The sequence below is a fragment of the Dactylosporangium sp. NPDC051485 genome (assembly GCF_040682015.1).
In the GTDB taxonomy this organism is placed as follows: Bacteria; Actinomycetota; Actinomycetes; order Mycobacteriales; family Micromonosporaceae; genus Dactylosporangium.
In genome coordinates, this window is the sequence record NZ_JBFAZW010000002.1 from 12998 (window position 1) to 27087 (window position 14090).

Consider the following 14090-nt stretch of genomic DNA (forward strand, 5'->3'; position numbering starts at 1 on the left):
CTCATTCGGGCAATCGGCGCGCCCGCGGCGATGTTGAGGCAGTCCGGTGCTTTCTTCGGTTGCCGTCCGGTTGCGGTCCGGTGGCAGCGGTGCACCCTTGCTACTCAGGGAAGCCCCCGGTACTCGGATCCGGGTGCGGGCCGGGTGCAGCCCGGATGCCCGCGGCGCGGCGAATTCATAGCGTCAGTGCCGTGGAGAAGAGACCGATAACTGTTCGGGTCGCCCGCTGGAGCGCAGAGCACCCGTGGCGCGCCATCGCATTGTGGGTCGTGTTCGTCGCCGTCTGCTTCATCGGCGGAAACGCGGCCGGGACCGTCGAGGCCACCAGCCAGGATGGGGCCATCGGCGAGTCCGGCCGGGCCAGCGTCATCGTCAACGACGCGCACTTCGACAACCCGGCCACCGAGAGCGTGCTCATCACCGCCCGCTCCGGCGTCCTGAACACCGACGCCGCGATGGGCGCGGCCGCCGATGTCGCCACCACCATGAAGGCGCTGCCGGGCGTCGCGGAGGTCAGCGACCCGCTGCCCTCGCACGACAAGACCGCGCTGCTGATCAGGGTTACCCTGAAGGGCGACCCTGACACCGCCGGGGACCGCATCGGGCCGCTGCAGAAGGCGACCGCGGACGTCCAGGCCAGGCACCCCGACCTGCGGGTGGAGGAGACCGGCGGGCCGTCGATCTCCAAGGCCATGGACGACACGCTGGGCAAGGACTTCCAGCGGGCCGAGTACCTCAGCCTGCCCGTCACCTTCGCCATCCTCATCGTCGCCTTCGGCGCGCTCATCGCGGCCGGCGTGCCGGTCCTGCTCGCGCTGTCCTCGGTCGCCGCCGCGCTCGGCCTGTCCACCCTGGCCTCGCACCTGGTGCCCTCGACCGACACCACCTCCAGCGTCATCCTGCTGATCGGCATGGCCGTCGGCGTCGACTACTCGCTGTTCTACCTGCGCCGCGAGCGCGAGGAGCGGGCCAGGGGCCGGGCGCACCTCGACGCGGTCGAGATCGCCGCGGAGACCTCCGGGCACGCGGTCGTGGTCTCCGGCGTCGCCGTGACGATCGCGATGGCCGGGCTGTTCCTCGCCGGCGACGTGGTCTTCTCGTCCCTGGCCCTGGGCTCCATCCTGGTCGTGCTGGTCGCCGTGCTCGGCTCGCTGACCGTGCTGCCGGCGCTGCTGTCCAAGCTCGGCCGCTGGATCGACCGGCCGCGGGTGCCGCTGCTGTGGCGCCTCACCCGGCCCCGCACCGACGACCAGGGCTCCCGCGTCTGGGGCGCCCTGCTGCGACCCGCGCTGCGCCGGCCGGCCGCGACGCTGGCGATCTCGGTGCTCGCCCTGCTGGCGCTGGCCGCGCCCGCGCTGAGCATGCGGCTGACGTTCCCCGGCATGGAGGACCTGCCGCGCACGACCCCGGCCATGCAGGCGTACGACCGGCTCGTGAAGGCCTTTCCGAGCAATGGCACGGTGCACACGGTGGCTGTTCGGGTGCCCGCCGGGCAGTTGGACGCGACCAAGGCGGCGCTCACCGAGCTGGCCCACAGGGCCGCGGCCGATCCGCTCTTCGCGCCAATGGACGAGGCGCCGGACGTGCAGGTGTCCAAGAACGAGCGGATCGCCATGCTCGACGTCGCCACGCCCTTCGAGGGCCGCTCCGACCAGGCCAAGGAATCGCTGACCCGGCTGCGCACCCAGCTCGTGCCGCAGACGGTCGGCCGGGTGCCGGGGGCCGAGGCCGCGGTCGGCGGGTTCGTCGCCGCCGACGTGGACTACGCCGGACACATCAAGGAGAAGCTGCCGATCGTCATCGGCTTCGTGCTGGTGCTGACCCTCCTGGTGATGGCCTTCACCTTCCGCTCGGTGGTGGTCGCGCTGACCTCCATCGCGCTGAACATGCTGTCCGCGGCGGCCTCCTACGGCCTGGTGGTGCTCATCTTCCAGGGCACCTGGGCCGAGGGCATCCTGGGCTTCAAGTCCATGGACGCGGTCGTGTCCTGGCTGCCGCTGTTCCTCTTCGTGGTGCTCTTCGGCCTCTCGATGGACTACCACGTCTTCGTGGTCAGCCGAATCCGCGAGGCGGTCCGCCGGGGCCTGACCACCCGCGAGGCGGTCGCCCAGGGCATCTCCGGCTCGGCCGGCGTGGTCACCAGCGCGGCCGTGGTGATGGTGGCGGTGTTCTCCATCTTCGCCACGCTGAGCACGATCGCCATGAAGCAGCTCGGCGTCGGCCTGGCCGCGGCGATCCTGCTCGACGCGACCATCATCCGGGCGGTCGTGCTGCCCTCGCTGATGACCCTGCTGGGCAACGCCAACTGGTGGGCGCCGCGGTTCATGCGCCCCCGGTCGCAGCCGCAGCACCGCGCCCCCGAGACCGAGCGGGTTTTCCTCAAGGTCTGATTCGGTAGCCGATGGGGCCGGTGTGCGGAACAACACACGCCGGCCCCACGTGGCCGTGATCCTGCCGTCCCGCGTCGCCGAGACGCTGCGGTGCCTCGTCGAGGCGCGCGACCTGGTGGGGAGCCTGCGATGACGGCGGCGCCGACCCGGGTCATCGTCGAGCAGGAGGCGCTGGGCGGCCCGGCGGCCACGGTGCTCGGGCCGCAGCGGTTCTTCCCGTATCACTGGACGGAGCCCCACCGCGCCGCCGAACCGTTCCCCGACGCCTACACCGTGCGCCGCTGGAGCATGTCGCAGACTTCGCCGCACCGGCCGGACACCTCGCCGCCGCCGAAACCGGCGCCCGTGGTCGCCCCGTCGGCCGCCGACGGGGTGGCGCGGGTCGTTGTGCTCGTCGATCCCGACCTCGCCGAGGTCGCGGCCGTGGTGCTGGCCGGGGCGGTCGAGGTGGCGGCGGCGCTGCCCGGCTCCGAGCTGGCCCTGGTCGTCAAGGGCGTGCCGCGGGTGACCGAGGCCGTCGCCGAGGCGATGGCCGGCCTGGTGGGCCAGCTCGCCGGGCGCCGGGAGCTGCCCGACGTCGTCGTCTACGCCGAGGCCGAGGGGGACGGGCTCGGCGCCGTGGCCCGGGTCGGGATGAGCGCCGACCCGGCCGACAACGCCCGGGCGCTGCTCGCCCTCGCCTCCGCCGTCGCGCCGCCTGCTCCCGCCGCGGCGCCCGCCCCGGCTCCGGCCGTGCCGCCCAACCTTGGAAGGAAGTCCATGCACGGGACGTACATCGGCAACGATCGGATGCTTATCGAGCTCGCCTACGGCGGCATGCTCGTGGTCCCGTCCGACGACTACAGCCTCATGCCGTCGCTGGCCACGCGGGGCGCGATCGAGCCGCCGCTGACCAACTACTTCACCGCCGCCGTGCACCCCGGCCAGACCGTCGTCGACGTGGGCGCCAACGTCGGCTACTTCACGGTGCTCGCGGCCCGCCGGGTCGGCGCCGGCGGCCGGGTGGTCGCCTTCGAGGCCAACCCGGCGACCGCCGGGCTGCTGCGCGACAACCTGTCGCTGAACTGGCTGACCGAGCACAACATCGAGGTACGCACCGAGGCGGCGTACTCCGAGAACGGCTCGATCGGCTTCCACGCCTCGTCCCGGTTCGTCGGCGACTCCTCCATCCAGCAGCGCCCCGAGCACGAGCACCGCCTCGACGACATCACCACGATCCAGGTCCCCGCGGTGCGGCTCGACGACGCGCTGGCCGACCTCCCGCGCATCGACCTGCTGAAGATCGACATCGAGGGCGGCGAGTTCCGCGCGTTCCAGGGCATGATGGGCCTGATCCGGGCCCGCCGCATCGGCCGGATCGTCTTCGAGTGGAACGCCGTGATGCTCGGCGCCGACCGGGCCCCCTTCGCCGAGATGCTGCGCGTCATCCGCGACGAGTGCGGCGGCGGCTTTTACGCCCTCGACCAGGGCGGCCGCCCGGCCCCGCTCGCCATCGACCAGCTCGAACAGGTGCCGTTCTACCCGTTCGCGCTCATCGACTTCTCGTGACCGGGCCACTGCTGCGGCCGGACCTACCGGCGGCGATCGCGGCGGCCCGCGGCGCCGAGTACGCCGTGCGCCGCGACCTGCCGCCGTTGCCCGTGCCCGGCCCGGTCGAGGGCCGCCCGGCCCCGCGCGCGCTGCGCCTGTGCTACCTCATGCCCCGCACCGACGTCGGCGGCGGCGCGCGGGTGCAGTTCGAGCACGCCAACCGCCTCGCCGCCCGCGGACACGACGTCACGGTGCTCAGCCACTTCGCCGCGCCGAACTGGTTCGACCTGCGGGCCCGCTTCCGCCGCGTCCCCTTCGGCATCGAGCTCGCCGAGGCCGTGCCCGAGTGCGACGTGATCGTGGCCGGCTACTGGGACCAGATCCGCGCCGCGAGGTCCCTCGGCATCGCCCCCGTCGTGCACTTCGAGCAGGGCGACTTCCACCTCTTCGACGCGGTGGACCCGGTGACCTTCGACATCGTGGGCCGCGACCTGGCCGCCGCCGACGCCACCGTCACGGTGGCCGGCACGGTGGCCGAGGTGCTGCGCGAGCGCTACGGCGTCGCCGCCACGGTGGTGCACAACGCCGTCGACCCCCGGGTCTTCACCCCGTCCGGGCCGGTTCCAGCGTCGGATCGTCCGTACGTGCTCTTCGTCGGCTGGGACGGCAACGAGTTCAAGGGCATGGCCGAGATGCGGCGGGTGTGGTCGGCCGTGTCCGCTGCGGTCGACCTCGTCTGGGTGACGCCGCATCCGCCTCAGGAGCCGCTCGGCAAGGTCGTCGTCGCCCCTTCGCAGCCGGACCTGGCCGCCATCTATCGGGGGGCCGCGGCCTACGTGTGCTGCTCGCGGTACGAGTCCTTCTCCCTGCCCTGCCTGGAGGCCATGGCGTCGGGCACTCCCGTCGTGGCCACCCGCAACACGGGCGTGCTCGAGTATGCCCGCGACGGCGAGAACGCGCTGCTGGCCGACGTCCGCGACGCCGACGGCCTCACCGCCCAGCTGCGCCGCGTGCTCGACGAGCCGGGCCTGGCCGAGCGCCTGCGCGAGGGCGGCCTGGCCACGGCGGCGCGCTACTCGTGGGACGTGGCCGTGGGCCGGCTGGAGGACTCCTACCGCGCGGCCCGCGGGGTGTGGCCCGGTCCGGTGCTGGGCGATGACTGGCAGTTCGACCTGTCCGGCCTGCACTTCGCCGAGCCTGGCGCCGCGCAGCGGCTACGGCGGCGGGCGGCCGCGACGACCGCGGGCGCCATCGCCGTTCCGGTGGCCTTCCCGGTGTTCGAGGGGCACCGGGCCGTGCGCTGGCGGGTCGTGGGGCGGCGCTTCGGCGGCGGCCCCGACGTGCAACGCGCCTACCTTCCGGCCTCGTCCGACACGCCGCCGCGGGACCTGCCCTATCCGCAGGCGTTGCGCGACTTCGGGTCGGGTCGCGTCGAGGCGGCGCTGGCCGGGTTCGTGGCGGCGTACCGCGGCGACCCGGAGGGCCAGGTACGCGCGGCCGCGGGCCGCTGGATCGTGCTGACGCTGCTGGAGCTGGGCCGCGACGCGGAGGCCGCCGACGTGGTGGCCGGCGCGGTGGAGGCCTTCCCGGACCACAGCGACTACCACTACCTGCGGGCGATGACGGCCCTGCTGACCGGCGGGCGCGTGGACGCGGAAGCGTACGTGACGACGCTGGAGCTGCTGGGGCCGGCGACCCGCTACGACGAGTGGTTCGACGACCCCGTCACCCTGATCCGTGAACGCCTACCGGCCGTCTTCGCCGCCCCCTGACGCCGGGCGTACGGCGTGTCAGGCGTCGGCCAGCTCGATGCTGGCCGACACCCGCGGGGCCAGGATGCGGATCTCGTCCAGCACGGCGGCGCCCTGCTCGTCCGGGACGTCCGCCAGCGCGTCGTTGAGCAGCGGCAGGGCGGCCTCGTCGTGGAACATCTCCAGGGCGATCGCGGCGGCCAGGGTGCGCTCGCGCGAGGTGCGGCCGACGTCCCGCGACAGGGCGAGCAGCGTGCAGCGGCCCGGGAAGCCGTGCTGGCGCAGGCGGGCCGACCACTCCATGGCGCGGATCAGCGGGACCTGGCGGCCGACCCGGGCGGCCAGGGTCAGCACGGTGGGCTCCGCGGGGTACCGCCGCCACAGCGCCTCCAGCAGCTCGTCCGCCGCCTCCGGGGGCGCCTCGGCGATGCTGAACAGCAGGCCGCGCACGCTCTCGCGGGGCAGCAGCTCGGCGACCTCGGCGAGGGAGCCGCCGGCGGCGCCGAGGACCTGGGCCATGCGGGCCACCGGGATCGGCACGCGGCCGTCGCGCAAGGCGTCGCGCAGCACCTCGGCGGCCTCGTGCAGGCGGTCCAGGCGGCTCAGGGCCTCGATCTCGACGTTGGCGAAGCGGCCGTGACCGACGCCGTACAGCAGGTCGTTGGTCCCGGACTCGGGCAGGCCGGCGATGATCTCCAGGGCGCGCTCGTAGTCGCCCTCGGCGAAGCGCAGCTTGATCTCGTGTTCGCCGACCGTGAACTCGGTGGTGGCCGTGTCGCGCAGCTCCTCGATCGCGGCGTTGGCCTCGTCGAGGCGGTTCTGGGTGATGTACGCGTCGGTCAGCACCTTCAGGAAGAGGACCTTCTGCATCCGCTCGGTGGCCTCGGCCAGCCCGCGCTTGGCGGTCGCGATGGCGTCGTCGTAGTGGCGCGAGCTGAGCTGCGAGCGGGCTAGGTTGCCCACGGCGTTGAGGCCGTTGAGGTCGTCGGCGGCGAGGGTGGCCAGGCGCAGGTTGCGGGCCGCCTTGTTCTTGATCACGCCGCGCAGCGGGGTGTAGCCGGAGTGGTCGAGGACCATGTCGGGGAGCATCTCGTGGGGCAGCGGGCGGCCGGTGACCCGGTCGATCACCTGCTCGTGCAGGCGGCCGTAGATGCCGGTGCGGGCGCGGCGGAAGAGCCTCGGGTAGTAGATGGTGCTCGAGCCGGAGCGGCCCTCGTGGCCCTCGTGGTTGTCGATGGTGACGAAGAAGGAGCTGCGTTCGCTGTACCGCATCGCCTCCCGCACCGTCCGCGCGTCCCCGGCGAACACCTCGTCGGCGTCGACCCACAGCGCCCAGCGGCCCCGGCAGTGGGCCAGGCCGCGCATCCGGGCGTCGCCGAAGTGGTCGTTCCAGAAGCCCTCGATCACCGTGGCGCCGTGCTCGCGGGCGATCTCGACCGTGCGGTCGCTCGATCCCGTGTCGTAGACGACGATCTCGTCGGCGAGGTCGCGCAGCGCGGTCAGGCAGCGGGCCAGCACGTCCTCCTCGTCCTTGACGATGAGGCTCGCGGACAGCAGCGGCGCGTCGGCCGGCGGGTCGGGCAGGCGCAGCCCGCAGGCCGGCGAGGCCACGTGGGCCACCAGCGAAGCCTGCGCGATGACGATCCGGCCCTGCTCGGCCAGCTCCGTGTACGGCAGGTCCGGCGTCGCCCCGCCGGCGATGGCCAGCGCGTCGCGGCGGATCGCCACGCACACCGGCCCGAGGCGGTCCACGTCGGTCATCTCGCCGCGGTGCGCCTGGCGCCACTCGCGGGCGTAGGCCTTGAACGCGGCCGGGCTGGTCATCGCCGCGTCGGGCAGGTCGGTCTGCTGCGGGCCGTAGCTGTGCTGGCAGCGCGGGCCGGCCGCGACCACCGCCGGGTCGCCGAAGGCCTCCAGCACCGGGTCCAGCCAGTGCGCGGACAGCACGACGTCGCCGTCGACCAGCACGACGACGGGGTGCCGGGTGGCGGCCACGCCGTCGGCCCACGGCACGTCGCCGGTCCCCTCGATCACCCGCAGCCAGTCCTGCCCGCGCAGCTCGGCGCGCAGTTCGGGGCGGTCGGCGGGCATGACGCAGACGACCTCGTCGCGCATGCCCAGCGTCGGCCGGAGCGACTCGAGGCACGCGTGGAAGTCGTCGGGGCTGCCCCCGGCCGCGACGATGACGGACACCGGGATGTGGCTCATGCTGCCCAGATCGGCAACTTCGGGTGCTGCACAAGGGTTTTCTGGTTGCCGTTGTACGTCCCGAGCTCGGTCAGGCCCGGTTGTCCACGAACACCGGGGGCGGCTGGCCCCCCGGGCCTTCCCGCTGGAGGCGGGAGACCAGGCGGGCCTGCTGCCGGTTGCCGGCGATGGCGATGGAGAGCTCCCGGGACAGGTCGAGCTGCCGCTGCACCAGCCGGCGGGCCCGCTCGGTCAGCTCCAGCGGCAGCGGCCCGATCCCCACCGGCGGGGCGAACAGCGCGTGATCCGACGTCCGCTGCAGCGTGTCCCGGTGGTGCAGCATCTCCTCGACCGCGTCGGCCTCGAGCTCCATCGCCTCCAGCGCCGCCGCCCAGGCCTCGGTCCACTCGCCGGGGTGGCCGGTCCGGCCGGGCTCGGTCATGACCCGCTCGCGGCCACCTGCGCGGCCGCCTCCCGCCACGCGTCGCGCAGCTGCTCGGCGAAGCCCTGCACGGTCTCGATCCGCGCCCGGTCGCCGGACACGTTCGACTGCACCAGCTCGTTGATCATGTAGCTGTACAGCGACGCGAGGCCGGGGCCGCCGCTCCACGCCGAGGTGTCCAGCGTCGCGCGCAGCTCCATCAGGATCTCCTGCGCGTGGTACACCCGGCTCGAACCCGTGTCCCGGTCGCCCGACTCGTAGGCCTGCCCGGCGATCATCAGGTCGAGGACCAGCCGGTCGTACAGCATCACCAGCAGCTGCGCCGGGGGCGCGGTCGAGACGCTGTCGCTGACGTACCGGTTGCGCAGCGCTTGTGTCGTCATTCAGGCTCCAGGACCGTGAGGGAGAGGTTTTAACCCAGCGACGAGAGCTGGCCGGCCAGCCAGCTGGACTGGTTCTTCAGCGAGCCCAGCGCCGTCTCCATGGCGGTGAACTGCCGCTGCAGCGTCTGCTGGCGGGCGGCCAGGCGCACGTCCCAGTTGCTGATGTTGTTGTTGAGGTCCTTGATCCTGGAGTTGCCGCTGGTGATCAGCTGCGCCAGGGTGCCCGTGTTGGACTGGGTCGCCTTGGTGGACATCGCGACCATCTTGTCGGCCAGGCCGTTGCCCGCGTTGGCGCCGGTGCCGACGAAGTACGACTGCGTCTTCACCGGATCCGCGTTGAGCGCGTCGGTGAACTTCGTCTTGTCGAACGACAGCCGCCCGTCGCGGGTCAGCTCGATGCCGACCGACTTGAGGCTGCCCAGGTCGCCGGCGCCGCCGGAGACGGTCTGGATGATCTGGCTGGCCAGCAGCTGCATCGAGGAGTTGCCGGCCAGCACGCCGCCGGGCACGTCGCCGCTGGAGTTCTTCGTCTGGTTGCCGAGCTCCGTCAGCGCCGCGTTGGCCGCGTCGATCATCGCCTGCACCTTGCCGGCGATGCCGTCGGTGTCGGCCGTGACGCCGACCGTGACCGGGGCGTCGGCGGCCGACTGCACCTTCTTGGCCGTGATCGTCAGGCCGTCCATGAGCCCGGTGAACGTGTTGGTGGAGGAGGTGACCGTGATCGGGGGGTCCGCGTCGCCGAGGGTGAGCTGAGCGTCGCTGCCGGCCGTCGAGACGACGTCGGCGCCCAGGCCGTCGATGCCCCCGACGGTGAACGTCGAGGCCTCGCCCGTCGTCTTTGAGGTGAGCTGGAGCGTGTACTGCCCGGGCTTGAGCTGGATCGCGGAGGCCCTGACGCCGATGTCCGAGGAGTTGTTGATCGCGTCGACGACGCCCTTGAGCGAGTGGTCGGCGCTGATGTCCAGGGACTTGAGGGTGCCGTCCGCGAGCGTGACGGTCAGCTGGTCGGCGCTGGTGATGTTGTCGCTGGTGGCGCTCACGTGGCCGCCGGTGAAGATGTGCGACTCGGCGGCGGCGAGCTTGTTCACCTTGAAGGTGACCGAGCCGGCCATGTTGCCGCCGGTGGTGCTGGTGGTGGCCAGCACGGCGTCGGAGCTGGACGTCGCGGTGGCCCCCTTGAAGGCGAGGGGGTCCGCCAGCGCCTTGGCCGCGGTCAGCAGCGCACCCATCTTCGTGTTGATCGTCTGGTACGACGAGATGACCTTCTGCTGGGTGCTGACCTTGGCCTTGAGCGCGGTCTGGGGCGCGGCCTCGACCTGCATCAGCGCCGCGATGACGGACGAGGTCTGCATGCCCGAGACCAGGCCGTCGACGCTTCCGCCAACCATGCCGGACCTCCTTCTTCGGGGTCTTCTTGAGGATGGGGAGGAAGACCGGGCCTCCCTCCCCATCCGGTTACGGGTTACCGCAGCAGCGTCAGCACGTTCTGCGGTGCCTGGTTGGCCTGGGCGAGCATGCTGGTGCCGGCCTGGGTCAGGATCTGCGAGCGGGTGAACGACACCATCTCCTGGGCCATGTCGGTGTCACGGATGCGCGACTCCGAGGCCGAAAGGTTCTCGACGGCGACGTTGAGGTTGTTGATGGTGTGCTCGAAACGGTTCTGGTACGCACCGAGCGACGCCCGGGCGGTGGACACCCCCTTGATGGCGGTGTCGATGGCGTCGATCGCCGACGCCGCCCCGGTCACGAGGTCCAGCGACCCGACGCCGAGGCCGGTCGAGTCGAACCCCGTCACCGCGGTGATGTTGCCGAACGCCGTGTTGTCCAGGCTGACCACGATCTGGTCGGCCGCGGACGTGTTGGCGCCCACCTGGAAGGTCCCGATGAACGGCGAGCTCGACGTGTCCAGCAGCTTCTGCCCGCCGAACTGCGTCGTCGTGGCGATCCGGTCCAGCTCGGCGCCGAGCTGGACGAACTCGGTCTGCGCCGCGTCGCGGGCGTCGGAGTCCTGGGAACCGGTCGAGGCCGCCTGGACCGACAGGTCGCGCATGCGCTGCAGGATCGAGTGCGTCTCGGTGAGCGCGCCTTCAGCGGTCTGCACGACCGAGATGCCGTCCTGGGCGTTGCGGACCGCGACCTTGAGGCCGCCGATCTGTGAGCGCAGGCCCTCGGAGATGGACAGGCCGGCCGCGTCGTCGGCGGCGCGGTTGATCCGGTAGCCCGAGGACAGCTTCTCCAGCGACTTGCCCATCTGGGCGTCGGTGACCGACAGGTTGCGATAAGCGTTCTGCGCGGCGATGTTGTTGTTGATCCGAAGACCCACGGCCTTCCTCCTCGAGTCGTCCAGGGTCCGGCCGTCCGTGGCCTCGAGCGCGTCTTCTCCGGTCCAATCGGTCCGCGCAGGCACCGGTTGAGGACGAAGGCCGCATTTTTCCGGATATGGGGTGGGGGAGAGGGACCGGGGGAGAGGGACCGGGGAATTGTGGCAGGGCACGGCGTCCTGGCTGGATGCCGTGCCCTGTCGTGTCCTCGAGGTCAGGCCCGTCAGTCCTAGCGCAGCAGCGAGAGGACGTTCTGCGGCGCCTGGTTGGCCTGGGCCAGCATGCTCGTGCCGGCCTGGGTCAGGATCTGCGAGCGGGTGAACGACACCATCTCCTGCGCCATGTCGGTGTCACGGATCCGCGACTCCGAGGCCGAAAGGTTCTCGACCGCGACGTTGAGGTTGTTGATGGTGTGTTCGAACCGGTTCTGGTAAGCACCCAGGGTGGCCCGGGCGGTGCTGATCCCCTTGATGGCGGTGTCGATCGCGTCGATGGCCGAGGCCGCACCCGACACCAGGTCCAGCGTCGCGACGCCGAGACCGGTCGAGTCGAAGCCGCTCACCGCGGTCACCGCGCCGAACGCCGAGGCGCTCAGGTCGACCGCGATCTGGTCCGCCGAAGAGGTGTTCGCACCCACCTGGAACGTGCCCTGGTAGGCCCCACTTCCACCGCTGACCGAGAGCAGCTTCTGCCCGCCGAAGGAAGTGGTGGAGGCGATGCGGTCGAGCTCCGCGTTGAGCTGCGTGAACTCGGTCTGCGCCGCCGCCCGTGCATCGGAGTCCTGGGAACCGGACGACGAAGCCTGAACGGACAGGTCGCGCATGCGCTGCAGGATCGAGTGCGTCTCGGTGAGCGCACCTTCAGCGGTCTGCACGACCGAGATGCCGTCCTGAGCGTTGCGGACCGCGACCTTCAGGCCGCCGATCTGGGACCGGAGACCCTCGCTGACGGAGAGGCCTGCGGCGTCGTCGGCCGCCCGGTTGATCCGGTAACCCGACGACAGCTTCTCCAGCGACTTGCCCATCTGGCTGTCCGTCACCGACAGGTTCCGGTAAGCGTTCTGGGCAGCGATGTTGTTGTTAATGCGAAGACCCACGATCTTCCTCCTTGAGTCGGGTCATGCCGGTCCATCCGTGGTCCGGTCGCTCTCCAGATCGGCACTTGCCCTTGCCGCTGAAGGGTTTGCGCCGGAAATTTCCTGGTCAGGCTCTTACATGTCGGCTCCGATTTAGCGCAGCAGCGACAGGACGTTCTGTGGTGCCTGGTTGGCCTGGGCGAGCATGCTGGTGCCGGCCTGGGTCAGGATCTGCGAGCGGGTGAACGACACCATTTCCTGGGCCATGTCGGTGTCGCGGATGCGCGACTCGGACGCGGAGAGGTTCTCGACGGCGACGTTGAGGTTGTTGATGGTGTGCTCGAAACGGTTCTGGTACGCACCGAGCGTGGCCCGGGCGGTCGAGATGCCCTTGATGGCGGTGTCGATGGCGTCGATGGCCGAGGCCGCGCCCGTGACCAGGTCGGCCGAGGCCACGCCCAGGCCGGTCGAGTCGAACCCGGTCACGGCGGTGACGGCGCCGAACGCCGAGGCGCCCAGGTCCACCGCGATCTGGTCGGCCGTGGACGTGTTGGCGCCCACCTGGAAGGTGCCCTGGTAGGCCGAGCCGCCGGTCATGCCGACGCCGAGCAGCTTCTGGCCGCCGAAGGAGGTCGTCGAGGCGATGCGGTCGAGCTCCGCGTTGAGCTGGGTGAACTCGGTCTGGGCGGCGGTGCGGGCGTCGGTGTCCTGCGAACCGGACGAGGAGGCCTGCACGGACAGGTCGCGCATGCGCTGCAGGATCGAGTGCGTCTCGGTAAGAGCACCTTCAGCGGTCTGCACGACCGAAATGCCGTCCTGGGCGTTGCGGACCGCGACCTTGAGGCCGCCGATCTGCGAGCGCAGGCCCTCGGAGATGGAGAGGCCGGCCGCGTCGTCGGCGGCGCGGTTGATCCGGTAGCCGGAGGAGAGTTTCTCCAGCGACTTGCTCATCTGGGTGTCGGTGACCGACAGGTTGCGGTAGGCGTTCTGCGCGGCGATGTTGTTGTTGATGCGAAGACCCATGGTGACTCCTCCGTGAATGCGGGTCGAACCCCGCGAGCCGTCCTTGGCCCGCTCGGTGTTCTCATCGGCGCCGCGCCGTCGCGGCTTAGCCGTTGTGCTCTAGTTCTCAGTAGCTCTGACCAGGCATTTTTGGCATGCCCAGGCGGCTGGTCAGGGCCAGGCGGTCGCCGAGTCCACCCTGGGCGGCGATCTGGGCGTAGTAGGCCTCCCGCCGGCGGGCGACGCAGCCGTCGGCGCGCTCGCGGACCGCGGCGAGGTGGGGGTCGAGGTGGTTGTTGAGCCCGTCGCGCAGCAGCACCAGGGCCTCGGCGCGCAGCTGGCTGATGCGCGACTCGGTGACGCCGAGCTCCGCGGCGATGTCGTGCATCGGGCGCTCGTCGAAGAAGTACCCGGTGACGACCCGGCGAAGGCGGTCGGGCAGGGCGTTGACGGCGTGGTGGAGGTACCCGATGCGCTCCCGATGCAGGATCAGCTCCTCCGGACCGGCGGCCCGCTCGGGGACCATGTCCTCGGCCGAGCCGACGGCGAATCCCTGCAGCGACAGCACGACCGCGCGCTGCACGTCGCCGTCGAGGCTCTCCAACTCCTCGACGGCCACCCCGAGCGCCTCGGCCACCTCGGCTTGCGTGGGCGTGCGCCCGAGCCGCGCGGTGAGCTCCTGCTGGGTGGTCTCGGCCTTGCGCGCGCGGGTGCGCACCGAGCGGCTGGCCCAGTCCAGGCCGCGCAGCTCGTCCAGCAGCGCCCCGCGGATGCGCGCGCTCGCGAAGCTGCCGAACGGGATGCCGCGCCCGGGATCGAACGAGCGCGCGGACCCCGCGAGCGCGGCCATGCCGGCCGAGACGAGATCCTCGCGCGAGACGTGCGCGGGCAGCCGGCCGAGCATCTCGCGGACGAGGTGCCCGACGAGCGGCAGGTGGCTGCGGACGAGCTCGTCGCGCTCGGCGGCTGTGGGGTGTTCGGTGCGGATCGCGGTGCTGGTCACGGCAAC

Annotated in this window: 11 protein-coding genes; 3 read left to right on the forward strand and 8 right to left on the reverse strand. The window is 71.6% G+C overall.

All coding sequences use genetic code 11. The features are described from left to right. Positions 1-191: 191 nt before the first annotated feature. The 3 genes from AB0M46_RS01050 (at position 192) to AB0M46_RS01060 (ending at position 5692) form a co-directional block, all read left to right on the forward strand. The gene (locus AB0M46_RS01050; RefSeq protein WP_363332131.1) at positions 192-2390 is read left to right on the forward strand and encodes an MMPL family transporter; all 2199 of its coding nucleotides are present in this window, start codon (positions 192-194) and stop codon (positions 2388-2390) included. 129 nt (positions 2391-2519) lie between these two features. After that, the gene (locus tag AB0M46_RS01055; RefSeq protein WP_363332132.1) at positions 2520-3938 is read left to right on the forward strand and encodes an FkbM family methyltransferase; all 1419 of its coding nucleotides are present in this window, start codon (positions 2520-2522) and stop codon (positions 3936-3938) included. Next, positions 3935-5692: a glycosyltransferase gene (locus tag AB0M46_RS01060; protein ID WP_363332133.1), complete on the forward strand. Its 1758-nt coding sequence runs from the start codon at positions 3935-3937 to the stop codon at positions 5690-5692. The genes AB0M46_RS01055 and AB0M46_RS01060 overlap by 4 nt, the downstream gene beginning before the upstream one ends. 18 nt (positions 5693-5710) lie before the next feature. On the opposite strand, the gene AB0M46_RS01065 is transcribed toward AB0M46_RS01060, so the two are convergent. The 8 genes from AB0M46_RS01065 to AB0M46_RS01100 form a co-directional block, all read right to left on the reverse strand. Further along, positions 5711-7879, reverse strand: coding sequence for a glycosyltransferase family 2 protein (locus tag AB0M46_RS01065; protein ID WP_363332134.1), 2169 nt, complete (start codon positions 7877-7879; stop codon positions 5711-5713). Positions 7880-7949: 70 nt separating this feature from the next. Beyond that, positions 7950-8300, reverse strand: coding sequence for a hypothetical protein (locus AB0M46_RS01070; protein WP_363332135.1), 351 nt, complete (start codon positions 8298-8300; stop codon positions 7950-7952). Next, positions 8297-8683 (reverse strand): flagellar export chaperone FliS, encoded by a 387-nt coding sequence (gene fliS, locus AB0M46_RS01075; protein ID WP_363332136.1) that lies wholly within the window; start codon positions 8681-8683, stop codon positions 8297-8299. Before fliS ends, AB0M46_RS01070 begins: the two co-directional genes overlap by 4 nt. A 29-nt stretch (positions 8684-8712) precedes the next feature. Continuing rightward, positions 8713-10071, reverse strand: a complete 1359-nt coding sequence (gene fliD, locus AB0M46_RS01080; RefSeq protein WP_363332137.1) for a flagellar filament capping protein FliD — start codon at positions 10069-10071, stop codon at positions 8713-8715. A gap of 74 nt (positions 10072-10145) precedes the next feature. Then, positions 10146-11006 (reverse strand): flagellin, encoded by an 861-nt coding sequence (locus AB0M46_RS01085; RefSeq protein WP_363332138.1) that lies wholly within the window; start codon positions 11004-11006, stop codon positions 10146-10148. A 227-nt stretch (positions 11007-11233) separates the two neighbouring features. Next, on the reverse strand, positions 11234-12100 hold the full coding sequence (locus AB0M46_RS01090; RefSeq protein ID WP_363332139.1) for a flagellin: 867 nt from the start codon (positions 12098-12100) through the stop codon (positions 11234-11236). Positions 12101-12232: 132 nt separating this feature from the next. Further along, the gene (locus AB0M46_RS01095; RefSeq protein ID WP_363332140.1) at positions 12233-13102 is read right to left on the reverse strand and encodes a flagellin; all 870 of its coding nucleotides are present in this window, start codon (positions 13100-13102) and stop codon (positions 12233-12235) included. A 106-nt stretch (positions 13103-13208) separates the two neighbouring features. Further along, complete coding sequence (locus AB0M46_RS01100) at positions 13209-14084, reverse strand: sigma-70 family RNA polymerase sigma factor (RefSeq protein ID WP_363332141.1); 876 nt, start codon at positions 14082-14084, stop codon at positions 13209-13211. Between the last annotated feature and the right edge of the window lie 6 nt (positions 14085-14090).